This is a genomic window from Fluviirhizobium alvei, from assembly GCF_030551875.1.
Taxonomy (GTDB): Bacteria; Pseudomonadota; Alphaproteobacteria; order Rhizobiales; family Rhizobiaceae; genus Rhizobium_E; species Rhizobium_E alvei.
Genome location: NZ_JAUOZU010000001.1, coordinates 415,226 through 438,084 on the forward strand (window position 1 = coordinate 415,226; position 22,859 = coordinate 438,084).

Genomic DNA, 22,859 nt, shown 5'->3' on the forward strand with positions numbered 1-22,859 from the left:
TGGATGACCAATCTGTTGAAATCGTCGACTGGGCGTTATTTGGTGCGTGCAAGGAAATCGGTGCCGAATTCCTTCTCGATAAACTTCACCTGATCGGCAAAAATCTCAGAATAGAGCGAAGGCACATAGGCCGGAACTGACACGCTCTTGGTCTTGTGAACCTTCTCGTCGGTACGCTCGAATGACTTGAAGGGTTCGAGCCCGAGGAACTCCTGCACCCGCTTGAGCACGCCCACCGGATCGCTGGCGACATCGCCATAGGGCAGGAACAGCATATCGGCCTCCGCAAAACGACTCTTCCAGCGCGGAATGTAGGACTTGTAATCGCCGCGGTTGAGAATGTCCCAGTTCTGGGCAGCTTCGCGCCAATCCGCCTCCTGCATATTGTCTTGAGGATGGCGGCTGAGATTCATGCGAAGCTGCGAAAGCGCACGGCCGACCGGGTCGCGGATGATGTAGATGATCTTCGGCGTGCCGAGCAGACGGCGGACATAATCGATACCCTCCTCCGGCAGAGTCGAGTATTCCGGTGTAATATCGCCGAGGACCTTGCCACGTGCGCCAGGCCGATCGAAGGTCGCGCGGTACCATTCCTCGGTGAACGTATCTTCCATCATCCGCGCCAGATAGCGCACGAACTGGAAATCGATATTCTCGGAGTTTTTCACATGATGCTTGAGCGCGTTCGCCGCTCCCTGGCGCATGTGGTAACCGGTCCAGGATCTGTTTTCAGGTACGAACAGATGATTGAAAAAATGCAGTTCCTTGACCGGCGGCATCCAGATCTGATGGTGTCGCTGCAGATTGACGAAGAGCCACGAAGTCGCGGCCTTTTGAGCGCCAATACAAAGAAAATGCGGCAATCCCATTCCATTCACCTCAATAACGCACCACACAATCCGGTTGCCAGACCCGGTCTGCGGCTTTCTCTGCAAACGCAATTCCGCCGGTTGGGCGGCGGTTCCGGACTGTCGTAACGGGAAGCGCACTAATGCACGAACCCGGGTCTGTTGTACAGGGAGCAGGCAATGCAGGCTGTTGACAACACGAGATGCCGGAAGATCTTTCGGTATGGCTACGGCAGGTATCTCCAGCCGAAGCCAAAAGCTCAACGCCCCTGTTTGCCTTCGGATCGAAGCGCCTTGATCTCCTTGCCGACCGTACCGTCCGGCTTCAGTCCTTCATAGACCGAGAATTCGAAGGCGAACTTTTCCTTGATTCGGGCAAGTGTCGCTTCCTCCGCTTCGAGAGCCATTTTTTCGGAAACATTCGCCTTTTCAAGGGTGATGGAGCGACCAAGTTTTTCAGCGACGAAATCGACCATCTGGTCGAGATCCGAGTAGCGGAACAGTCTGTCGACGCCGATTGCCCCGGATTTGTCGAGTGCGATGGAGCAAGGGCCGCCAAGTTTGGCATAGGCCGGTGCTTCGTCTTTCGGCAGGAGCAGAGCCTCCAGATATTCATTAAAACTGATATTGCCTGTGTAACGGGCGTTACCGTTCGAATTTTCGGAAGCGAGCGAATCCCGGCGATTGTATCGATACCAGCTGCCGAACCATTCGACAGGCTCGCGCATCACCGAAACGAACGTGTATTTCTTGCGCGGGAAATGATCGCCCTGGCTGATCCATTCGGAGAGCATGCGCATGAATTTTGCATAGGTCATGTGCTTCATGTGCGGAGGTGTATTGAAGGCGATCGACGCTTCCGAGGCAATGGCCTCATGCAAGGCCGTTGTTCCGGTCTTGGGCTGGGTCAGGATCACGAGCTTTTGCTTGTGAAAGTAAAGCAACGGAATTCTCCTTAGCAATCGTCGGCACAAACTCGTGCCTGTTTCATAGGGACAGGCCTTTAACGCGCTGAGCAGGGCTTGTCACGATAGGCTGACTGGAAAAGCACCGCTTTGAGCGGTTTGCCCAGTTCAAGTGGCGGGACCCGAGACATCAAAGCCAATTGCCGCGCGAGATCAGCGCCAGGCTGATCAACTGTTCCGGGTTTTCGTACCGCACGCTAATACCCGGTTCGTAGAGCACGGGATTGTCGGCATCCAGATAGGTTCGATATTCCTGGCCGCCAGCATAGTGCTGCTTGCGCGCCATTTCCTCTGCCGCCTTTTCGGTCAGGCTGGCGAAAAACTTGAAGTGGAAAAGGGCGCCGGTTATCGCCGGCTGCACACCGTCCGGGCGCACAAGTCTCGCCGGCATAAGATCGTGCATCGAACTCGTATAGCGGAAATTCTGCCCCCACCAGACGACGGGTGTCTTGTTCAAAGCCGGTGACTTCTGCGGATGTTTGGCATTGTGAACCCGCATGCGCGGACCGCCCTGAGTAAACATGCCGCCATTGTAGTTGACGGTCTGGATGTAGCCGTCCTTGTCGAAGAACGGGCAGACCTCGAACGGATTCTGTCCGCTGCGGTAGATGGTTTCCTGAAGCGGTTTGTCGCTATAGGCATCCAGCATGACGCACTGGAGAGCCTCCCGCTTTTCCATTTTCATGAAATCGCCCAGGTCGCGGAGGGAGCGTGTTTCCATTTTCGGATAGACCAGGAACTCGTCCGGGTCGACCGTGACGCAAAGATGCCCCATCCCATAGCGCGTCAGAAGGTAGTTGCACCATTCCATACCAAACTTTGAAGCCTTGTAGCTTGCCTTCGTGTGCCACACGGAAATGTCCGGTTGTTCATTGGCCCAGTCAGTCAGTCCGTCGGTGGAATCGTTGTCGACGATCAGGAAATGGTTTACGCCGAGCTTGCGATAGTAATCGCAGAAGAAGGGCAGGCGCGTCAGTTCGTTGCGCAGGCACATGACGAGCAGGATATCGCTCGAACGGATCTTCTTCGTCTTGTCGACGCTGATCCGCAGTTCCTTCCTGTGCCGACGCATAACCAGATAGCGCTTAAAAAGTACGCTGTAATATTTTCTCAAGTCGCTCATTGTCTATAGACCTTGTTGGGTGCCTTGCGGGTCGATGACGCCGAGTTAGAAATGGACACGATGGCTGAGGCGCAGGATCTTCCATCGCGGCGCAAATTCATTGCCGATTTCCGCGACAGAACGGTTCCAGTCGTCAACCGATGGTGTATGCTCGCTGTAGTCGACTGAATGAAAAGCGTCAGTCATGGCTGGGTGGCTTGCTGCCAGACTGCCGGCGACTGTGCCATGCTGAAGAATAAGCCGCGAAGACCAATCCTCCTGCGTGGGTGCTTCCACTTCCTGCGCCTTCTTCAGGTACGTCTCAATCGGTGTACGATACTCCGACCAATGGCAGGAGTAGGCTACCTCGACGAGACTCTTGAACTGGCTGATACGGGAAGTGAAGCCCTTCATCTTGTAGGCCAGATCCTTGTTCTTGCGATAGGCAATCGTCGGATCGCTGGAGAGGATCCAGTAGAATTTCCAAGCGACATCATCCGGGACGACGGGAACGATGGGCAGCACGATGGCATTCTGGCTCTGGAGCAAAGCCCGCTCAGCAGCCGGATTGTCACCGGGAGCGAGCTCGAACACAGGCAGGCCTCCGCAACGATCGAGCACGCGACGGAAATAGGTCGGCGGGTCATAATCGCGGATCAGATGATCCTGGCTGTTGAGGCCTTTGAACCTGGTCCGGCCCGATCCGAATTCGACATGGCCGGGACCAAACAGCCTTCCGAGCACTTCGAGCTGCGAATTCGAAGCAAGCACCTGCGCGGCCTTGCGGGTCAGTTGCGGCGGCCCGTGCAGGATGACGAAACTGTCAGGGCAGGCTGCCAGCATATCGTCCCACGGTGATTTTCCCTTTGGCTGGAAAAGCCTGCGGGAAAAGTAGCTTGCCTGCGGGGTTTGCTCCGCCAGAAGCTTTTTCAGTGGAAAGACATAACGTTCGCCAAGAGCGATCTCGACCGTCTTTTCCGGAGCCGGCTGCAGGGCGACCTGTTTCAGATTGGCCTTCAGCTTTTTCGCATGCGGCGAGATCTTGCGGGCGAAGAAGAAAGGCAGATCCTTGAGATACTCGATGTGATCATCGAGGAATGTATAGGGTCGTCCGCATTCGTTGAAATAGAAAAAAGTCAGGTTCCGGTTGGCGATATGGTGCGAACCGGAGAATTTGTGCGCCATGGTCTGGAAGAACATTTCGTCCGGAATCCAAGTCGTCGAGAAGAAGAAGTAAACCAGAGGATGCTTCTGGACATATTTCAGGATTTTTTCGCAGAGCTCCCAGCTCAGGCACCACCATTGCGAGCCAAACCGTGGCTCCAGGCCGCGGGGAAATTTACGCTTCGGCCAGATCTTCCTCTGAATGTTGTAGTGGGCGTTAAACAGCTTGTGGTTCTTCTGGAAATTGAAAAAATGCCAATACTGGTAGCGCTCCTTGCGGAGCCCTCCGACGATCCAGTCTGATGTGAAGGCTTCGATGAACTCGGTGTTCGGGTGCTGGTCGAGAAAACTGGACAGTTCGGCGAGTGGGCGGACCGGCATGCAGGCACCCGATACCAGCATGACCCTGTCGCAGGCGATGTTCTTTTCCCGGATAACCCTTAGCGCACGGACGACAGCATCGACAAGGCTGAAATCACCCCAGCCGCATTTGATCCGTTTCTTGACGAAATGCACCTGACCGGAGCCTGCGAAACGCTCGGTCAGACGGTTAAACTGTTCGGAAGACGAGTTGAGATCGTAATGGATAACCACATTGGCGTCCGGGTTCCAGCTCGTCAATAATTCAGCGGATTCCGCAACCTGATCGGCATTTTCATGGGCAAGGATTACGAAGGTGATTTTAGCCATGGATTCCCAAAGTCTTTCGAACGCGATAATGATCGTGGGACTAATCGCTTACAATTATCCCAGGCGATTGAGGCGGTTTGCTGTCCCTAGCTGTTTCTCAGTGCATGCACAGAATACCAATATGCACATTTCCACCTGCCTGTAATGTCAATACCTGTGCAATACTATGTATTTCAACTAAGAATAGTTGCTAAAGATCATAGCCTGCAAGCTGACACCTATTCCGTTCCCGGCCGTGCGAGAGCTTGTTCCACTTGCTCCTCGGCACTCTTTTCTATAGAGCGTTTAGCGATGCTGCTGCGCAATTGCAATATCGGAATGTGCTGACATATTGCGCAACGAAAACCAAACACCAAGGAGTCAGTCTCGTGGCAAAGAGCGTAGCCCCCCGCAAGCGGTTGAAGGAAATCAAACAGGAAGTTGCCGATCTCAAGGCCAAGCTGGTGGCGTTGAAGGCAGAGCGGGAAGAGTTGCGTGCCAAGGTTAAGGCCGCGATGGCTGCCAAGGCGGCGAATGCGACCGAACCCAAGGCCTAATGGACTATTGACCGGACCGGATCTATAAATCCGGTCCCCATGTGATGTGAAATGCTCTTGAAGGGTGTGGCTCGCCATATCCAGGGCGGAGGTGCCGGGCGCCGGCAGAATATTAGCTGCGACGGCGTTGAACCCGTCAGAATTTGCGAAAATGACGTTTCACATCCATCTCGGCGCGCACAAGACGGCGACGACCTTCATACAGAGCCTGCTCTACGACAACCGGCAGCGGTTGGCGAAAGGTGGTGTGGATTTTGTCGGTATCTGGATCCTGCGCAAGCAGTTCACGCGCCGGTTCGATCATCTGAGTTATTTCGACCGGTTGTTTTCCTTCATTGTCCGACCCTATCTGCGCCGGCGCCTGCAGGCTGTGATCGCCGAGCGCCAGCAAGGGGAAACCTTCATCCTTTCGGATGAGAATCTAGCCGGTCTCATTTCGGCCAACTACTGGACCGGCCGTCTTTATGGTTTCGCTGGCGCCCGCGCCAAGCTGCTTGCCGAACTGGTGGCGCCGCGAAAAGCGCATTTCTTTTTCTGCATCCGCCGCTATCCGGACTATCTGACCTCGTCCTGGCTGCAGATGGCCTCCAAGGGCAAGGCGCCGAGTTTCGAACGCTATCTCGCCAAGTTTCCTCCGTCCGGCCCCGGCTGGGCGGAAATCATCATGTCCATTGCAAAGGCCTGCGGGCCCGAAAATGTCACGGTCTGGACCTATGACTGGTTTCGCGATGACCCGGCACGGGTCGTCTCACTCCTGGCGCCGGGCATGACCTTCGACATTCCGGAAGATGAGTTGCGGCGCGATGTTCTGCCGTCCCTGACGACCAAGGGACTCAAGGTCATGGCCGCCCTTGAGGATCTCCTCTCTGCAGGGGAGCGCGAGCGTATGGCGCGTCTCCTGCGCAATTTCGAGTTCGATGAACCGAATCCGAGGCTTGAGATTACAGACAGCGCCCTTTTGGCGGCCTATGAGGCAAAATACCGGACGGATCTCGAACGGATCGCCGCAGCCGGTGTCCAACTCCATGCCTGATGTCTACAACCGGCCGCCGAATTGATTTCAATCAATGCGGGGACGGGCAACTGAACCCTAGATTGGGTCAAATGTTGCGAAGCCGGTTGTCGGCAGCAGTGGGAGACAGATCATGTACAAGAAAATCATCGTGCCGGTGGATATGGGGCAGCTCGAGAAGGGGGCCAAGATCCTGAGCAAGGCCAAAGCCCTGCTCGATGAAGGCGGCGAAATCATTCTTCTCAACATCGCAGAAGCCGTGCCGGGCTATCTGGCGATCGATCTTCCGGTCGATTTCATCGAAAACGCCGTCAAGGATGCCGATGTCAAGCTGAAGGAACTCAACCAGACCTGCGGGACCGAAGCCAAGATCCAGGTGCGGGTCGGCTCGTCAGCGCGCGAAATTCTGGCCGCGGCTGAAGATCTCGGCGCGGATCTGATCATCATCGCTTCGCATCGCCCGGACTTCAGCAACTATCTCCTGGGCGCGACCGCCGATCGTGTCGTCCGCCACGCGAAATGCTCGGTCCTCGTGGATCGCTGAGAGATGGAGCCCATGGTTCCGGTCACTGCCGGAACCATTGCAGGAGATTGATGATGCCGGATACCGACCACTACAAGTCCATATTGATCGCCCGCAAGGCAGAGCTTCAGGGCCGGCTGCGCCAGATCGAAACCGATCTCGATGAGCCAACGAGTGCCGACAGCGAGGAGCGCGCCGTCGAGCTGGAAGATGATGAGGTGCTGGAGAGCATGGGGCAGGCGGGTCTTGCCGAATTGCGCGCCGTCGAAGCTGCATTGGGCCGGATCGAGAAGGGCACGTTCGGAACCTGTGCCCGTTGCGGTGGTCCGATTGCCGAAGCTCGCTTGAAGCTCGTGCCGCATGCCGCGATTTGCGAGCAATGCATTCGGGCTCAGTGACGATCCGTCGCAGCAGCGACGGATTTTCCCACCGCCATTTACCGATTCTTGTCTTGATGCGATCATAATCCCGTGGTTTCCTGAGCAACAATCAGATTATCCGGAACTACGTATGACTCGCTTTCACGGCATCCCTTGGCGCTACGACAAATATGAGATTATTGCCGATGGCATTGTCCACGGCATTGGCGTTGTTGCCGCACTTATTGCCGTTACGGCGCTGATCTTCTATGCGACGGTCTGGGGAACGGCAGGTGCGCTGGCGTCCGCCTGGATCTATGGTCTCGGACTGCTGGCGTCGCTTGGAATCTCGTTCGCCTACAACATCTGGCCGGTATCTCCTGTCAAATGGATCCTGCGGCGTTTTGATCATTCCGCGATTTTCGTATTGATTGCCGCCACCTACACACCGTTCCTGCAGGCAGGTTTGCCCGATCCGCTGATCCTGGCAAACCTCATCGGCATCTGGGCCGTCGCGTTTTTCGGCGTCTTTCTGAAATGCGTCTATCCCGGGCGGTTCGATCGCCTGTCGATCCTGCTTTATCTTGCCATGGGCTGGAGCGGGTTGATGCTGGTCTCGAAGCTCTACACGATCCTGTCGGTGTCGACCCTCGTGCTGATCCTGATCGGCGGCATCATCTATTCGGCTGGCGTCATCTTCCACGTCTGGGACAAATTGCGGTACCAGAATGCGATCTGGCACAGTTTCGTGGTGACCGCAGCCGGCGTCCACTACGTCGCCGTGCTGACTGCCGTCGTCTCCGCCCCTGCGTGACGACGGCTCAAGGCTCAGCTCTTTTCGAAATCCAGCGCATGTCCATTGATGCAATAGCGCAGCCCGGTGGGTGGCGGGCCATCAGGGAACACATGGCCAAGGTGGGCATCGCATTCCGCGCAACGGATTTCCGTTCGGATCATGAAATGGGACGTGTCGCGCACTTCCTTCACCGCGCCTGCATTCACGGGCTGGAAATAGCTCGGCCAGCCGGTACCGGAATCGAATTTGGTGTCAGATGAGAAAAGCGGCGTCTTGCAGCAGACGCAGCGATAGATGCCCGTCTCATGATTGTCCCAATAGGGACCGGTAAAGGGACGTTCGGTCCCGCCTTCACGAGTTACACGGTATTGTTCCGGCGTCAGACAATGCGTCCATTCGTCTTCATGGCTGGTCTTGGTCATGGCTTTCTCCTTTGGTCCTATAAATGGTGCTGCCAGCCCGTTTTGGCAATCCGTCAATTCTGAAAGGCGCAAAAACCACTGCGATCCTGAGCGAACGAGGCCGGAAAACGCACCGAAAATCGTGGAAATACAGGCTCTGTTCAGGCTCGGGTGGCCGTTTTTGCTGGCGTTCAATCGCTCAAGACCCTATCCATGGGGTGCAGGATTGAAAGGAAGACATATTGGTTGATTTCAACGTTGCAATGATTGTGAGCCTCTTCCTGCCTGTGGCGGGGGCCGGTTTTGCACCGCTGCTGGTCCGCATTCTGGGTCATCGCGCCGCCTGGTTGCTCGCGGGTTTTCTGGCCCTGCCTTTCGCACTCTATTTCTCAACCATGATCGAGAATGGCGCTGGAACGGTGCTCTCGGGCGGGTTTGCCTGGGCTCCTTCGCTCGGGCTGAATTACCAATGGCGGCTCGATGGACTGTCTTTGACGTTCCTGCTCCTGATCTCAGGTATCGGAACCTTGATCATTCTCTATGCCGGAGCCTATTTGAAGGGGCATCCGCAACAGGGGCGGTTTCTCTCCTTCATCTTCCTGTTTTCGGCCTCGATGCTTGGCGTGGTGGCGTCCGATCATCTCCTGATGCTGTTCGTCTATTGGGAACTGACATCGATCACCTCGTTCCTGCTGATCGGCTTCGACCACCAGCGGGCGGCCTCGCGTCGTGGGGCCTTGCAGGCGCTGCTGGTTACCGGCGGCGGCGGTCTGTTCCTGCTCGCGGGCCTCTTGTTGCTTGGCCAGATCGGTGGTGCCTCGACGCTCTCGGCGCTGATTGCAAACGGGCCCGCCATTCTCGCCCGACCCGAGGCGGTCGTGGCGCTTGCGCTGATCCTGGTCGGCGCCTTCACCAAGTCGGCCCAGTTTCCGTTCCATTTCTGGCTTCCGAACGCCATGGAGGCGCCGACACCGGTTTCGGCCTTCCTGCATTCGGCAACCATGGTCAAGGCGGGCGTCTATCTCCTGATGCGGCTTTTCCCGCTGTTCGGAACCATGGCACTCTGGCAATGGGCCCTGCCACTCTTTGGCGGTGTCACGTTTGTCATCGGCGCCTTTCTTTCGCTCCGGCAGACCGATCTCAAACTCATTCTGGCCTATACGACCGTTGCATCGCTCGGCCTTCTGGTCATGCTTGTCGGCATCGGAAGTGAAAAGGCGGTCGAGGCGGCGGTCCTCTATCTGATCGCACATGCGCTGTTTAAAGGCGCGATGTTCATGTTGGCTGGCGTGATCGATCATGAAGCAGGAACGCGCGAGCTTTCCGGGCTTGGCGGTCTAAGAGGCGCAATGCCGCTCACCTTTGCCGCAGCTTTGCTTGCAGCTCTGTCCATGGGTGGCCTGCCGCCTTTCACCGGCTTCCTCGCCAAGGAAGAAATCTATGCCGCGCTCATCGAGGGACGGCCCGCGATCGCTCTGGCGCTTCTGGCGGCATTCGCCGGCAATGCGATGATGTTCGCGGCCGGATTCACCGTTGCCCTGCGACCGTTCCTCGGAGCCCGGCGCGAAACACCGAAACATGCCCATGACGGACCGTTACTGTTGATGGCCGGCCCGGTCATTCTCGCTGTAGCGGGCCTTCTGTTCGGCCTCTTCTCAACATTTCAGCACCATTTCCTTTCTTCGCCCATGGCGTCAGCCGTCTTCGGTGCGCCGCTGGCGGTAGAAATTTCCGTGGTGCCGCACTGGGGCCTGGCGCTGATCCTGTCGCTTCTCACCATCGCAGCCGGCGCTCTCATCTATTACACTAGGGATGCCGTGCGAGCCTTTGCGGACCGTATCGTGCGGGCCATCGGCTGGGGTCCGGATCGCGGCTTCGATCAGTTCGTCTCGGCTCTCGTCCATCTCAGCGTCCGCATCACCCGGATCCTGCAGCCGGGGCGGCTGGAACTATATCTCACGGCGACCTTCATCATCATCGCCGCCGCACTTCTCGTGCCGATGGCTGCCTTCGGGGAATGGCCTTCCTTTCCCGAACCCTTGGCGTGGCCGCAACTGCATGAGGCCGGCATGATGCTGATTGCGGTAATCGGCCTTGTCGCTGTGCTCGTTGCCCGCACGCGCCTGACGGCGATCGTCTCGCTCGGTATCCAGGGATTTGCCGTCGCCGTTCTCTATCTGATGTTCGGCGCGCCGGATCTCTCCTTCACCCAGTTCATGGTCGAGACCTTGTCGGTTGTCATCCTGGCTCTGATCATGACCCGGCTCAGGCTTGAAACCACCGATCACCGCCCGACGGGGCAGAAACTGCTCGATGGAACGATTGCGATTGCCTGCGGCCTCGGGTTTGCGCTCTACCTGCTGCGGGCCGTGCAAGTGCCGTTCAATTCCGCGCTCACCGAGTTCTTCAGCCACTATTCGAAACTGCTCGCGCATGGCGCCAATGTCGTCAATGTGATCATCGTCGATTTCCGTGGCTCCGATACGCTGGGCGAAATCGCGGTCGTGGTGATCACCGGTCTGTCGATCCTGGCGCTCATCCGCCTGCGCAAACCGGCGCCGACGATCGGTCGGAACGGGGAGGGCAGCCGATGAAATCCGTCATCCTGAGAACATTGACGCCCTTCATCACGGCACTCATGATGATCTTTTCGATCTTCATCCTGCTGCGTGGCCACAATGCGCCGGGCGGCGGCTTCATCGGTGGTCTGATCGCCGCTTCGGCCGTTGCCCTCTATGCGCTTGCATCCGGGCCGGCTGCCGGACGCCGCCTGATCCGTTTCCACCCGATGTCGATTGCCGTTGCCGGCCTGATGCTCTCGGCCCTGTCAGGCATGGTCTCGCTTTTCTACGGCGTGCCCTTCATGACCGGCCTCTGGTTTCATCTGCCGCTTCCGGGTGGTGGGCTCGATGTTTCGACGGTCATGTCGTTCGATATCGGCGTCTATCTGGTGGTTCTCGGCGCCTTTTCGGCCATTCTTCTGGCGCTTGAGGAAAGGGAGCAGGACTGATGGAATTCAATTTCGTCCTCCTCACCGGACTGTTCTTTGCCGCGGCCGTCTATCTCATGCTGTCGGCTCACATCATTCGAGTGCTGATCGGTGTCGTGCTGCTCGGCAACGGCGTCAACCTGCTGCTCTTCACCTCGGGTCGTCTGACCCGCGAAGTGCCGCCGGTGATCACGCTTGGCGAGACGCTTCCTGCAACGGCGGCCAATCCGCTGCCGCAGGCGCTGATCCTGACCGCGATCGTCATCTCCTTCTCCTTCTTCGCCTTCCTGATGGTGCTTGCCTATCGCGGCTGGCAGTCGCTCCGGACCGACGACACCAACACGATGCGTTTTGCGGAACCGGCCGAAAGCAATCTGCCGCCGGTGGATTACTGATATGGCCATGATGTCCTTGTTCCATCCGCTGGCTGCGGCCGCGACCGATATCGATCTGGCCGCCGTCTATGTGCCACAGCCGGCGCTCGCAGATTGGCTTGTCATCCTGCCGGTCGTTTTCTGCCTGCTCACCGGTGCGCTTCTGGCGATGGTTCGCAAGCGGATCGGGCTACATGCGCCGATCGCGCTCCTTGCCCTTGCCGCACTTGTTGTCATCGATGCGCTGCTGCTTGTCCGGGTCCTTTCCGAAGGGCCGGCCACGATGGTGCTTGGCCGCTGGTTGCCACCGTTCGGCATCGCCTTTACCGTCGACCTTCTGGGTGCCAGCTTTGCCCTGGTGGCCGCACTCGTGGCGCTGGCTGCAGCCCTTTACGGCGCCCGCAGTGTCGGGCCGGAAGGGCAGCGCCACGGCTTCTATCCGTTTGTGCTGTTCCTTATGGCGGGTGTCTCGGGGGCCTTTCTGACCGGCGATATCTTCAACCTCTATGTCTGGTTCGAAGTGTTGCTGATTTCGTCCTTTGGCCTGCTCATTCTCGGCGGCAGCCGCGAACAGATCGATGGTGCGGTTAAATATGGGCTGCTCAATCTCGTCGGCACCACCCTGTTCCTGATTGCGACCGGCTATCTCTATGCGATCTTCGGCACGCTCAACATGGCCGATATCGCCAGCCGCGCGAGCGTCGATCACGCAAACCTGCCACTGGGGACGTTGGCGACGCTCTATCTCCTCGCCTTTTCGATGAAGGCCGCGGCCTTTCCGGTCAATTTCTGGCTGCCTGCCTCCTATCACACGCCGAAGATTGTGGTGTCGGCGCTGTTCGGCGGCCTTTTGACCAAGGTCGGCGTGTATGCCTTGCTGCGAGTCCTCGTCATGCTGCTGCCGGCGAACGGCGCCAGCCTCAACGGTCTGGTCGCCTTCGTGGCGATTTCCACGCTCGTGGTGGGCGGCCTCGGGGCGATCGCCCAGGCGGATATGAGGCGGGCGCTCGGCTACATGGTGATCAGCGGCATCGGCATCATGCTGGCCGGGCTGGCGATCGGCGGTGAAAAGGCGCTGTCAGCCGTGATTTTCTACGGACTGCATTCGATGGTGGTGATGGCCGCACTCTATTTCATGGCGGGAATGGCCGGCCGTCTCGCCGGATTCGATCTCGCCCGCATGGGAGGGATTTATGCTGCGGCTCCCGGCTTTTCGGCCATGGCACTGATGCTGTTTCTGTCGGTCGCGGGCCTGCCGCCCTTCAGCGGCTTCTGGCCGAAGGCCGAGCTCGTCTCGGCGGCTATTGGAACCGGCCATGGCTGGCTTGCCGGAGCAATCCTGCTCTCTGGCTTCCTCACCACCTTTGCCGCCGGCCGCATCTTCATCCTCGGCTTCTGGCGCCCGGCAGAGACTGCGCTCGAACCCTTCGCGCCTCCCGCAGGCACGATCCCGGCGCTTGTTTTTCTGGTTGCACTGACAATAGGCTTCGGCCTCTGGCCCGAGCCTTTGATGGTCCTTGCCCGGCAGGCAGCGGAGGGGCTTGTCGATCCTTCCGGATACATGCGTTCGGTCTTTCCGGGAGCCGGCGCATGACGATGCTGTTTGCACATCTCGGCCTTGCCATTCTCTGGATGCTGGTCAGTGGACAATGGTCGGCCACCGGTCTTGTGGTCGGTCTGGTCCTCGGCGCCATCGTCGTCAGCCTTTTTCCGGTTGGGCGCGGCAAACTCCGCTATGGTCGCCGTCTGTGGCGGATCTTGAAGCTGTTCGTCGTCTTCCTGCGAGAATTCGCCATTTCGGTCTATCGCGTCATACGGCTGGTCCTGTCGCCAAGCCTGAAATTTTATCCCGGCATCTTCACCCATCCGGTGAACCTGAAGACAGATTTCGAAATCACGCTTCTGGCCAATCTCATCACGCTCACACCCGGCACCTTGACGGTCGATGTTGCCGATGATCGCAAGTCGCTTCTCGTGCATGCGATCGATTGTCCGGATCCGGATGCCGCACGGCGCGACATTTCCGAAGGGTTCGAACGGCTGATCCGGGAGGCATTCGAATGATCATCAGCGATCCGATCCTGCAGCATGGCCTGACGGTGGCGTTGGTCATCCTCATCCTTGCGCTCATCGTTACCTGCATTCGCGTCATCATCGGTCCGACGCTCGCCGACCGGACCCTGGCACTCGACCAGCTGGTGGCGATCGCAATCGGTCTGATCGCGCTTCAGGCGGTGAAGACGGGATATGAACTCTATATCGACATCGCTCTCGCACTGGGCCTTGTCGGCTTTCTCGCCACGGTTGCGCTGGCCCGCTACCTTTCGATCGCAAAGCCGAGCGCCGAGGATGATAGCGATCCCGACAATAACGAGCCCGAGCAGAGGTAGCCGATGCTGGAAACCGTTCTTTCCATCCTGGTCGTGGTTCTCGTCATATCCGGAGCGCTTATCGCGCTCGTCGCAGCCATCGGCATCGTACGGTTGCCGGATCTCTTCACACGTATGCATGCCGCCTCCAAGGCGGGCACAGCTGGGTCCGGTCTGGCGCTGATCGCGGTTGCGATCCAGTCCGGGGACGCGACGATCTGGATCAAATGCCTGGGCACCATTCTGTTTCTGGTCCTGACAGCGCCGGTGTCGGCCCATCTGCTTGCCAAGGCCGCGCTGAAGTCGGGTGCCCGGACAAGGAATCTGGATGAAAACGGCACGGAGTGATCAATTCCAGAAAGATTCTATTTGCGAATACTCTAAGTCGTGCACCATTCCGTCTACACCAGCTTTTGCCGGATTGCCTGTTGTCGGCAGATTTCAAGACGAAATTCGGCTGTAATTCTCATAAACTTATACAAGCAAATGTTCAAATTCCCGGGAACGAGCCGCCTTGGCGCCTCTATTTCCTTTATGACATTTCCGGAAATCTTACGGGTTAAAAATTATTCTTGGACAATTTGGGCAAAGGTGATAATTCCTTCACAGTAGAGCCTGAATGTTGATTCAGATTTGGAATGTATATGTTATGCCGTGGGGTTCTTTGCGGTGGAAATCCAAGATTTCCGGGCAAAGTTGTTGGCAAATGTAACGTTTCAGGTGGTCGGTTCGAGGCCAGGCATGTCCGGGAGGCTAGGGGTAGCTCAACGGGCAGGTCTTGTGTCGGCGCTCTGCATTGATCGCTTCGGATTGCATCCGGAGCAGGGCAAGTAGATCAATCAGGAGAGAATAGATGATCGAAACCACTGTCGCAGGCAACAAGGAGTTGCTTGTCGAACTGACCGCGGAAATTGTTTCTGCCTATGTCGGCAACCACGTCGTTCCGGCCGCAGATCTTCCGGCATTGATCGCCGATGTACATACGGCTTTGTCGAACACCTCGTCGCCGGAAGCCGTGGCGCCGGTCGTCGAAAAGCCGAAGCCGCCGGTTCCGGTCAAGAAGTCGGTTCATAACGACTACCTGATCTGCCTTGAAGATGGCATGAAGTTCAAGTCGCTCAAGCGCCACCTCATGACCCATTATGGCATGACCCCGGAAGAATATCGCGAGAAGTGGGATTTGCCGCCGGATTATCCGATGGTTGCCCCGGCCTATGCCGAAGCGCGCTCGCGCCTCGCAAAGGAAATGGGTCTCGGTCAGGGCCGCAAGAAGCGCGCCTGAAACAGATCTGCTGGATGAAAAATGGCGGCTTCGGCCGCCATTTTTGTTTGAGAAAATAATCCTAAATAATTTCAGAATTAACGTTTCATTCGAAAATACAGTTTAAGGTTGCTGAAAGTTGCTTCATTCGCGCAAACAAGCGCGCTATCATAGGAATATATACCTATTAGTTGATGGAGGCATTAATGTCGTCGCGATCCGGTCTATTCGTCCAGCCTTTCCTGTCCGCCCGAAAAAGACAAGCCCCCTGGGACGTAGTGGCAACCTATTCGCAAGAAAGGCGTCCAGACCAAAGCGCGCCTGCATCCACGGGCAAGCGGCGCGGCGGATCAAGTCGCCACGGGATTGCGGCCTCCCCAATCCGGGCCGCCGAATTTGAACGGCGGGCGGCTGCCCGCATGGTCGCGGTTCTGACCGGGGAGATTTGCGGGCTGCTGATGGGACCGGCAGAGGGGCGAGACCGGCGCTTTGCCCATGCGCACATTCAGCAGATCGCCATGTATGTCTGCCATGTCGTTCTACAATTGACGCTCACCGATATCGGACTGTGCTTCCATCGCGACCGAACGACAGTCGGCCATGCCTGCGCACGGGTGGAGGACCGTCGAGACAGCGCCGGCTACGATGCGCTTGTCGCCGTTATCGAGCGAATTGTCGAGGGCATGTTGTCAGCGACCAATTCCGAATGGCAGGGGGTGGGTCGATGAAGGAACCCCGCAATTCTCAAAAGGGTGACCTGGCGCGTTTGCTGCGGTTTCTCGGAAATGCAAGTGGCACCCATCGCTCGGCCGATCGGCCGGATCGTGTTCTGGTGGAGGTCGGCAGCCGCAGCCAGATCTTTTCGCGCGCTCTCATCGATCTGGCGATGACCGACGGGCTGGTTCGATCCGACGAGACAGGGCTTGTGGCCACAGCTGAAGCCAGAACCTTCCTGCGCCGCTGGATGGCGACGCGCGAGGAAGCCTTTCTTGACCAGCATCGCCAGTCCGAACAGCGCACGCTTTCCGACGATGGCGAAAGCCTGCATGTGACGGTCAATCTCGCGGAATCGCCGCTTGCCCAGCTCGCGCGTCTCAAGAACAAAGCCGGCACGCCCTGGTTCGATCCGGATGCGATCCGTGCCGGAGAGCGGCTGGCGCGCGATTTCCAGTTTGCTGGGCTGCAGCCCAAGATGACGATGACCTATGCGCCACGGCTGGCCGGGCGGCCACCGGCGGGCCAGAGGATGGCGAGCCCGCTTTCGGATGATATCGTTGCCGCGCGAATCCGCGTCAACGGTGCCGTCGAGGCGATGGGTCCGGACCTTGCCGGCGTGGCACTCGATATCTGCTGTTTCGAAAAGGGGCTGGAAACCGTGGAACGCGAACGGCAATGGCCCGCTCGATCGGCAAAGCTGATGCTGCGGACGGCGCTGATGCAGTTGCACCGGCATTATTGCCCGCCGGCGAAGCCGGCACGGCGCAGCCACACCTGGGGTGGGGAGGGCTATCGGCCTGATCTCGGCAATCGGTGATCCATACCAAGCGACGATAGGATAATCAGAGTCGGTTGGCAGCTTCCGACTGGATGCGCTTGACCATCGACCGCAGCCCGTTGGCCCGCTGTGCCGAGAGATGTTCGACGAGCCCGATCTTGCCGAATGTTTCGAGCGCATCGAGCTTGACGATTTCCGAGGCATGATGGCCGGAATAGATTGCAAGAACGATGGCCACCAGACCGCGCACGATATGGGCGTCGCTATCCCCGCGGAAAGTCATGACCGGATCGGGGCCGTCGCCCGTTTCGCTGACGAGCCAGACCTGGCTTGCACAGCCTCGCACCTTGTTGTCATCGGTCCGGTCGCTCGCGGGCAAGTCAGGCAACGCCTTTCCGAGTTCGATCACATAACGATAGCGATCTTCCCATTCTTCAAGGAATTCAAAGTCGTCGAGTATCTGGGTGAGGTCTGTCATGGTCCGGGTCCTGTTGCGGCAACAGATAGGGGCTCTTTGCGACAAGAGCAACCGTTTCGCGACTGGGGAGAAGCATCGATCCCGGCAAAAATAAAAAATTCGCCGGAAAGCGGGGCTTTCCGGCGCGTCAAAATGACGGGAGGGCAGGCAGGGTAAACTGTAAAATCAGGGGCGAGGGCGGGGGCTCGGTATCGGAACGAAGACCTGGTTCTGGTCGGCGGCAACGGTGCCGGTCGTCACGTCATCGGTTCGCGGCTGTTCCTTGTCCTCGGAAAACTGGGTGTCGAGATAGGTGTAGGCAATGCGGGCGCCTTCGCGGGCCCTGCTGCCAAGGCTGGAAACGGTTTCAGCGCCCTTCACGCAGACATCCGGTTTCTCGGCGCAGAGATCGGATACATAGGAGATCGCACCGGCGGCAGCGCCGAGAGCATCGGTCAGTTCAACGCCTTTTTCCTGTTCCAGCCGGCTGGCGGCTTCCTTGTCGAAGATCGGAAGCATCACCAGCACAAGAGAAAACCAGAATGCAGCACGAATGAGAAACCACATTGTCTTGCCTAGCCTGTCTTAGCGGCCCTTGGGGGCTCTCGTTGGTCTCGGCGGTCATTTGCCCGTCGTTGATGCCAAGCTAGCGGTGATCTGCAAATGTCTCCTTCCGGTAATTCATGCAATCCGACTCAAATACACATCAAATTCTAGTTTTCGGCATTTTCGACAAATTCGAATGAGGTTTGATTCAAACTGTTCCGGTTGTCGTTAATCATTGCGGCAACCGCTTTGCCGGAAAGCCCGGAACTTGCAGCGAAAGCCGCTGCCACGGATGTTAACGGAGAACGGAAAATTCCGTTTTGGCAAGCAGTTACACGGTGTTAACCACGAATAACGAAGTTCGCCGAAACTGTCTGATTTCTGGAAAAACCGGGCGTCATTGGCCGGCTCGGCGGTCCAATTTTATCCTTTCCTTAAGCGGGGAATGCGATTTTGCAGAGGATAAGTTACGCCTGAGACAAAGGCTGGTTGCGTTGAGTGTAAAGAGTAAAATCGCTGGCATGATGCTGATGCGCGCGGACGAACGGCAGACCCCGAAGCGGGACCGGGCCATGTTTCGTCAGCGCCATTTTGCGCTGTCTGCGACGGCTGCTGTTGCCACGCTCCCGATCGCCCTGGCTTTGGGCGCCGATTGGTCTCTGGTCCTGCCTGCCTCCTTCGTTTCCTTCGCTTCCTGCCTCATCGGCTGTGCCGGCTTCTCCATGCTCAATCCGAAACAGAGCCAGCCCCTGGCTGTCAGTTCGGTTGCACCTCCGGTGCGGCCGGCTTCGGAACAGCTTCTGCTTGATGGGCTCGACGGGCTTGTCAGCCGCCACGATGCGTCCGGACAGATCCTGTCGGCGACCGGAGCCGGTTGCGCAGGCTTCGGCCTTGCGGGCCATCTGGCGCCGTCTGCCTTTCTCGATTGCATCCATGTGACCGGCCGGCTTTCCTGGCTGCAGGCGATCGATTCGCTACGTCAGGGCGCCAACCGGTCCGAAGCCCATTTCCGGATGACGCTGCCGGGACGCGACGGCATTCTCACGCCCGTGCATTGCCGGCTGGTGTCGGAACGCGATGGCGACGGCAACCTTTCCGGATTCCTCGCCCATACGATCGATCTGACCGCACAGCAGGCGCTGGACGAAGAAGTGCGCCACTGGATGCTCGAAGCCCGTTCGGCCAATGATGCCAAGACACGTTTTCTGGCAGCCGTAAGCCACGAACTGCGCACGCCGCTCAATGCGATCCTCGGCTTTTCCGATATCCTGATCGGGGAATATTTCGGCAAGTTCGAAAACGAACGCCAGAAGGAATATGTCGAACTGATAAACCAGTCCGGCAACCACCTTCTTGCCGTCGTCAACACCATGCTCGACATGAGCAAGATCGAGGCTGGGCGTTACGAACTGATCAAGGAACACTTCTCGATCGCTGCGGCCATCCACACGGTTGACGAAATGCTGGGCCTGCAGGCCCGCAAGAAAAACGTCACGCTGGCCGCTCGCGTCGCGCGCGGACTGGATGAGGTGGTGGGCGACCGTCGCGCCATTCAGCAGGTGCTGATCAATCTGGTCAACAATGCCATCAAATTCACCGAATCCGGCGGCGTCGTCACCGTCGATGCCAGGATCGAGGGGCGCAATCTGGTCCTGTCGGTTTCCGATACCGGCATCGGCATCTCGCCGGAAAAGCTCGTCCATATCGGCAAACCGTTCATGCAGGTGCAGAACGACTATACCCGTCAATATGAAGGGACCGGTCTCGGGCTCGCGCTCGTCAAAGGACTTGTGGGTCTGCATGGCGGCACCTTCCGTATCGAGAGCGAAGAGGGTAAGGGAACGGTCATCACTGTGACGGTACCGAGCGATGGCGAAGCCGATGAGGCTTCCGAGAGTTTCGATTTCCCGCCGCGTCTCACCACTGAACCCGTTTCGTCCAACCCCGCGGGAGAGGATCGCCATGGCACAGCCGAAGCGAAAATCGCCTGAACGGCCCAATAGCCGCAAGCCGGTGAAGAAGCCCGCGCGCATTGTCGTGCTGGGCGAGGCCTTGCTCGGGCTGATGGGCCGCCATCCACGTCTTCTTGCGGGTGTGGGAACCTTCGTGGTGGTGTTCTCCTTCGTTGCCGCCAATGCGCTCTGGTATCAGCCGCGCCACCATCCGGCACCGCTTCTGGCGACCCGCATGATCGACGAGCAGGAAACCGCGCCGAACGACGTAGCCATGAACGCTGCTCCCGCCGAATCGGATGTCGAGGACGAGCCGGGTGTGACCACATTCCGCATCGAGCGCCAGGACGATCCGTCAACGGCGGTAACGAAGCCGGCCGCTCCGGCAGCCAAGCCATCCGAACTGGTCCGGTCCATCCAGCGCGAACTGGCCAATCTCGGCCTCTACAATGGTCCGGCAGATGGGCTGGAAGGTGCGCACACCACGGCCGCGATTGCCTTTTATGAGGAAACCGAAGGCTTGAAGCCGACTGGCAAGGTTTCGCAAGCATTGCTCGATCGTCTGTCGAAACCGTCGAAGAATGTCGCCGTGCTGCCGGAAGATCGCCCCGCCTATGACAAGACCGCGAGCACCAAGCCCGCCGGGGATGATGTCGCCGCACTCATCAACGAGTCGAACGACATGCCCGCGGTCGCCATTCCGCAGCCGAAGCCTGTTTCTCCGGCTCTGGTGATGAAGATCCAGCAGGCCTTGGCGGATATGGCTTACAAGGGCGTCAAGGTCGACGGGATCGCGGGCGAGGCGACGCGCGCGGCCATCCGCTCGTTCGAGAAGAGCTACCGGATGCCGGTGACCGGCGAACCTTCGCAGAAGCTGCTCGACAAGCTGAAATCGATCGGCGCCGTCTGACCCTGCGACAGTGCCGCAAATTGACAGGCGGCCGCCTTCCACCTATCCGTTAGACCATGCGTGTCACATCCGAATTCTTCGTCTCCGCGCTCGTGCGCCGCGTGTTCTCCAACGGAGGTTTTGCTGCCATCGAACGGCACGGGTCGCCGGAAGCCGGGGCAATCTTCATCCGCCATCGCTATCGGGACGGGCTTGAGGATCTTTATGGCCCGGCCCCGCAAAGCCTCGTGAGCGAAGAAGATGGCGATGACCGCCGGTTCGAGCTGCGCCTTGAACGGGTGCCCGGCGAGGAGGTCGATGCGCTGATCGCACGCGAAGGCCGTTTCGATTCCGATCTCTGGCTCGTCGAGCTCGAGACAGAAACGATTGCGGGCCTGTTTGCGCTCGCTTCCGGCAATGCCTGATCGGTCGGTTGAGAGGCGTCATTAACCTCGACGCAGCCAAATTGGTCTATGGAATCTCCAACAGGAGAGACCATGACCGTTCTCATCACCAGTGCAATCATTGCCGACCGCAAGGGTCGTTACATCCTCGATCCCGGCGTGACCGTCTCGGCATCCGGACCGGTCATCGATGCTTCGGCATCCGTGAGCGGTCGCAGCTTCTATCTCAAGGGTCTGCTTCAGGCGACATCCGGCACGGGCTTCGTGCTGGGGAATGGCAGCCTGGATGACAGCAACACAACGATCCGCATTGAGGCCACCGGTGAAATCAGGAGCGCAGGCATCGGTCTGAAAGCGCTCGACGGTGGTGTCGATCTCCTCAATCTCGGGCAGATCACGACGAGCTCGACGGCCCTCATGCTCAAAGGCGGCAGCAACACGATCGAAAATGACGGCATTCTGCGCTCAAGCGCCGGCACCCTCATCCAGTCGAGCGGGCCGGGCGACCGGATCGACAACAATGAGGGCTCGATGCGCGCAAGGCTGGACGTCATCGTCGCATCGGGGGCGGATTTCGTCTTCAATAACAATGCCAGCCTGCAATCGCTCTCCGGACGCGGGTTGATCGCCTCCGGTGCCGATGCCCACATCACCAACAATGCCAGCCTGCGGGCGGCGGGCAATGCTGTGACCTTGAGCGGATCCGGCGCCATCCTCACCAACACGGGAACGCTTTCATCGGACAAAGCCACGGCGGTCGTGCTCACGGGCGACGAAGCGATCCTCACCAACACGACCAGGATCTCGGGTAGCCGATATGGCATCGAGGCAAGCGGCGACGGCCTGACCTTGACCAACTATGCAACGATCAGGGGCAACACCGCGCTCAAGGTTTCGGGCGATGATGCGATCGTGACCACCAAGGCTCTGCTTCAGGGCAAGGTGGCGCTGGTGATCTCAGGCAATGATGCCACGGTGACCAACACCAACGAGATCATCGGTCGTTCGGAGACGGCGGCCGCAATCCAGATTAGCGCCACTGGCGAAACGGCCTTCACCAATCGCAGCATGGTTTCGGCCTCATCCGGCCTGGCGATCACGGGGAAATCCGGCTCGGAACATATTCTCAACACCGGCAGCATTCTCGGCGATGTGCGATTGGGCGGTGGCGACGATTGGTTTTCTTCGCTCAAGGGGAAGGTCTCGGGCCGTGTCGAAGGGGGGGCGGGCAATGATATCTATGTCGTCGGAATCGCGGTCGATCTTCGTGAGGCGGTAAATGCCGGTCGCGATACCGTGCAGTCGACGATATCCTGGACACTTGGCGCCAATTTCGAAGTGCTGGAGCTGAAGGGCGGCAAGGCAATCGGCGGAACCGGCAATGCGGGCGATAACGAGATCACCGGCAATATCGCGGCCAATCGCCTGACCGGCGGACGCGGTGACGACCACCTCACCGGTGGCGGCGGCGCCGACCTTTTCATCTTTTCGCGAAACCAAGGCCATGATGTGATTGCCGATTTCGGCATTGGCGAGGATCGGATCTCGATCGCCAAAAGCGCCGGGATAACGGATTTTGCCGATCTCGAGACCCATCTGTCACGGGATGGCGGCAACAGTCTGATCACGTTTGATGATGGCGCTACCATCATGATCGAGGATGTGCGCCCGGCGGCGCTCGAGGCGACTGATTTTCTGTTTGCCTGAACGGAAAAGGCCGGCGCTTT

At 58.4% G+C, this 22,859-nt stretch carries 27 protein-coding genes; 20 read left to right on the forward strand and 7 right to left on the reverse strand.

Annotated elements, in window-relative coordinates:
• Positions 1-35: 35 nt before the first annotated feature.
• The gene (locus Q4481_RS01950) at positions 36-845 is read right to left on the reverse strand and encodes a sulfotransferase family protein (protein WP_304374755.1); all 810 of its coding nucleotides are present in this window, start codon (positions 843-845) and stop codon (positions 36-38) included.
• On the opposite strand from Q4481_RS01950, the gene Q4481_RS01955 reads away from it, so the two are divergent.
• Entirely contained in the window at positions 744-977 is a 234-nt protein-coding gene (locus tag Q4481_RS01955) for a hypothetical protein (protein WP_304374769.1), read from the forward strand. The genes Q4481_RS01950 and Q4481_RS01955 overlap by 102 nt on opposite strands.
• Positions 978-1,108: 131 nt before the next feature.
• Here the strand turns inward: Q4481_RS01955 and Q4481_RS01960 are convergent, their stop codons facing one another.
• From Q4481_RS01960 to Q4481_RS01970, 3 genes are all read right to left on the reverse strand, one after another.
• Positions 1,109-1,792 (reverse strand): hypothetical protein, encoded by a 684-nt coding sequence (locus Q4481_RS01960; protein WP_304374582.1) that lies wholly within the window; start codon positions 1,790-1,792, stop codon positions 1,109-1,111.
• Positions 1,793-1,943: 151 nt separating this feature from the next.
• Positions 1,944-2,936 carry a glycosyltransferase family 2 protein gene (locus Q4481_RS01965; RefSeq protein ID WP_304374583.1) on the reverse strand — a complete coding sequence of 331 codons (993 nt, stop codon included), beginning with the start codon at positions 2,934-2,936 and terminating at the stop codon, positions 1,944-1,946.
• A 45-nt stretch (positions 2,937-2,981) separates the two neighbouring features.
• Positions 2,982-4,769, reverse strand: a complete 1,788-nt coding sequence (locus tag Q4481_RS01970) for a beta-1,6-N-acetylglucosaminyltransferase (protein WP_304374584.1) — start codon at positions 4,767-4,769, stop codon at positions 2,982-2,984.
• A gap of 368 nt (positions 4,770-5,137) precedes the next feature.
• Here Q4481_RS01970 and Q4481_RS01975 point away from each other — a divergent pair, with 368 nt between their 5' ends.
• The 5 genes from Q4481_RS01975 to trhA all read left to right on the forward strand — a co-directional run bounded on the left by Q4481_RS01975 (position 5,138) and on the right by trhA (position 8,013).
• Complete coding sequence (locus Q4481_RS01975) at positions 5,138-5,305, forward strand: hypothetical protein (protein ID WP_304374585.1); 168 nt, start codon at positions 5,138-5,140, stop codon at positions 5,303-5,305.
• 151 nt (positions 5,306-5,456) lie between these two features.
• Positions 5,457-6,338 carry a hypothetical protein gene (locus tag Q4481_RS01980; protein ID WP_304374586.1) on the forward strand — a complete coding sequence of 294 codons (882 nt, stop codon included), beginning with the start codon at positions 5,457-5,459 and terminating at the stop codon, positions 6,336-6,338.
• Positions 6,339-6,450: 112 nt separating this feature from the next.
• On the forward strand, positions 6,451-6,861 hold the full coding sequence (locus tag Q4481_RS01985; protein WP_304374587.1) for a universal stress protein: 411 nt from the start codon (positions 6,451-6,453) through the stop codon (positions 6,859-6,861).
• A 53-nt stretch (positions 6,862-6,914) separates the two neighbouring features.
• The gene (locus tag Q4481_RS01990) at positions 6,915-7,238 is read left to right on the forward strand and encodes a TraR/DksA family transcriptional regulator (protein WP_304374588.1); all 324 of its coding nucleotides are present in this window, start codon (positions 6,915-6,917) and stop codon (positions 7,236-7,238) included.
• 112 nt (positions 7,239-7,350) lie between these two features.
• Positions 7,351-8,013: a PAQR family membrane homeostasis protein TrhA gene (gene trhA, locus Q4481_RS01995; RefSeq protein ID WP_304374589.1), complete on the forward strand. Its 663-nt coding sequence runs from the start codon at positions 7,351-7,353 to the stop codon at positions 8,011-8,013.
• 14 nt (positions 8,014-8,027) lie between these two features.
• On the opposite strand, the gene msrB is transcribed toward trhA, so the two are convergent.
• On the reverse strand, positions 8,028-8,417 hold the full coding sequence (gene msrB / locus Q4481_RS02000; RefSeq protein WP_304374590.1) for a peptide-methionine (R)-S-oxide reductase MsrB: 390 nt from the start codon (positions 8,415-8,417) through the stop codon (positions 8,028-8,030).
• 218 nt (positions 8,418-8,635) lie between these two features.
• Here msrB and Q4481_RS02005 point away from each other — a divergent pair, with 218 nt between their 5' ends.
• The 10 genes from Q4481_RS02005 to Q4481_RS02050 all read left to right on the forward strand — a co-directional run bounded on the left by Q4481_RS02005 (position 8,636) and on the right by Q4481_RS02050 (position 16,923).
• Positions 8,636-10,990: a putative monovalent cation/H+ antiporter subunit A gene (locus Q4481_RS02005; RefSeq protein WP_377352604.1), complete on the forward strand. Its 2,355-nt coding sequence runs from the start codon at positions 8,636-8,638 to the stop codon at positions 10,988-10,990.
• Positions 10,987-11,406, forward strand: coding sequence for a Na+/H+ antiporter subunit B (locus Q4481_RS02010; protein ID WP_304374591.1), 420 nt, complete (start codon positions 10,987-10,989; stop codon positions 11,404-11,406). Before Q4481_RS02005 ends, Q4481_RS02010 begins: the two co-directional genes overlap by 4 nt.
• Positions 11,406-11,780: a Na+/H+ antiporter subunit C gene (locus Q4481_RS02015; RefSeq protein WP_304374592.1), complete on the forward strand. Its 375-nt coding sequence runs from the start codon at positions 11,406-11,408 to the stop codon at positions 11,778-11,780. The genes Q4481_RS02010 and Q4481_RS02015 overlap by 1 nt, the downstream gene beginning before the upstream one ends.
• 1 nt (position 11,781) lies before the next feature.
• Positions 11,782-13,353 carry a Na+/H+ antiporter subunit D gene (locus Q4481_RS02020; RefSeq protein WP_304374593.1) on the forward strand — a complete coding sequence of 524 codons (1,572 nt, stop codon included), beginning with the start codon at positions 11,782-11,784 and terminating at the stop codon, positions 13,351-13,353.
• Entirely contained in the window at positions 13,350-13,823 is a 474-nt protein-coding gene (locus Q4481_RS02025; protein ID WP_304374594.1) for a Na+/H+ antiporter subunit E, read from the forward strand. Before Q4481_RS02020 ends, Q4481_RS02025 begins: the two co-directional genes overlap by 4 nt.
• Entirely contained in the window at positions 13,820-14,149 is a 330-nt protein-coding gene (locus Q4481_RS02030; protein ID WP_304374595.1) for a cation:proton antiporter, read from the forward strand. Before Q4481_RS02025 ends, Q4481_RS02030 begins: the two co-directional genes overlap by 4 nt.
• Before the next feature lie 3 nt (positions 14,150-14,152).
• Entirely contained in the window at positions 14,153-14,476 is a 324-nt protein-coding gene (mnhG, locus tag Q4481_RS02035) for a monovalent cation/H(+) antiporter subunit G (RefSeq protein ID WP_304374596.1), read from the forward strand.
• A 505-nt stretch (positions 14,477-14,981) separates the two neighbouring features.
• Positions 14,982-15,410 (forward strand): Ros/MucR family transcriptional regulator, encoded by a 429-nt coding sequence (locus Q4481_RS02040; protein ID WP_304374597.1) that lies wholly within the window; start codon positions 14,982-14,984, stop codon positions 15,408-15,410.
• Between the two features lie 398 nt (positions 15,411-15,808).
• The gene (locus Q4481_RS02045) at positions 15,809-16,117 is read left to right on the forward strand and encodes a helix-turn-helix domain-containing protein (protein ID WP_304374598.1); all 309 of its coding nucleotides are present in this window, start codon (positions 15,809-15,811) and stop codon (positions 16,115-16,117) included.
• Positions 16,114-16,923 (forward strand): DUF6456 domain-containing protein, encoded by an 810-nt coding sequence (locus tag Q4481_RS02050; RefSeq protein WP_304374599.1) that lies wholly within the window; start codon positions 16,114-16,116, stop codon positions 16,921-16,923. Before Q4481_RS02045 ends, Q4481_RS02050 begins: the two co-directional genes overlap by 4 nt.
• 25 nt (positions 16,924-16,948) lie before the next feature.
• Here Q4481_RS02050 and Q4481_RS02055 read toward each other — a convergent pair whose 3' ends face one another.
• A complete protein-coding gene (locus Q4481_RS02055; RefSeq protein ID WP_304374600.1) occupies positions 16,949-17,362 on the reverse strand; it encodes a SufE family protein in 414 nt (137 codons plus the stop codon).
• 165 nt (positions 17,363-17,527) lie between these two features.
• Complete coding sequence (locus Q4481_RS02060; RefSeq protein ID WP_304374601.1) at positions 17,528-17,908, reverse strand: DUF5330 domain-containing protein; 381 nt, start codon at positions 17,906-17,908, stop codon at positions 17,528-17,530.
• Between the two features lie 473 nt (positions 17,909-18,381).
• Here Q4481_RS02060 and Q4481_RS02065 point away from each other — a divergent pair, with 473 nt between their 5' ends.
• The 4 genes from Q4481_RS02065 (at position 18,382) to Q4481_RS02080 (ending at position 22,839) form a co-directional block, all read left to right on the forward strand.
• Positions 18,382-19,878 carry a sensor histidine kinase gene (locus tag Q4481_RS02065; protein ID WP_304374602.1) on the forward strand — a complete coding sequence of 499 codons (1,497 nt, stop codon included), beginning with the start codon at positions 18,382-18,384 and terminating at the stop codon, positions 19,876-19,878.
• Positions 19,850-20,749: a peptidoglycan-binding domain-containing protein gene (locus Q4481_RS02070; protein WP_304374603.1), complete on the forward strand. Its 900-nt coding sequence runs from the start codon at positions 19,850-19,852 to the stop codon at positions 20,747-20,749. Before Q4481_RS02065 ends, Q4481_RS02070 begins: the two co-directional genes overlap by 29 nt.
• Positions 20,750-20,805: 56 nt before the next feature.
• Positions 20,806-21,153: a DUF1491 family protein gene (locus tag Q4481_RS02075; protein ID WP_304374604.1), complete on the forward strand. Its 348-nt coding sequence runs from the start codon at positions 20,806-20,808 to the stop codon at positions 21,151-21,153.
• A 72-nt stretch (positions 21,154-21,225) separates the two neighbouring features.
• Complete coding sequence (locus tag Q4481_RS02080) at positions 21,226-22,839, forward strand: hypothetical protein (protein ID WP_304374605.1); 1,614 nt, start codon at positions 21,226-21,228, stop codon at positions 22,837-22,839.
• Positions 22,840-22,859: the final 20 nt, after the last annotated feature.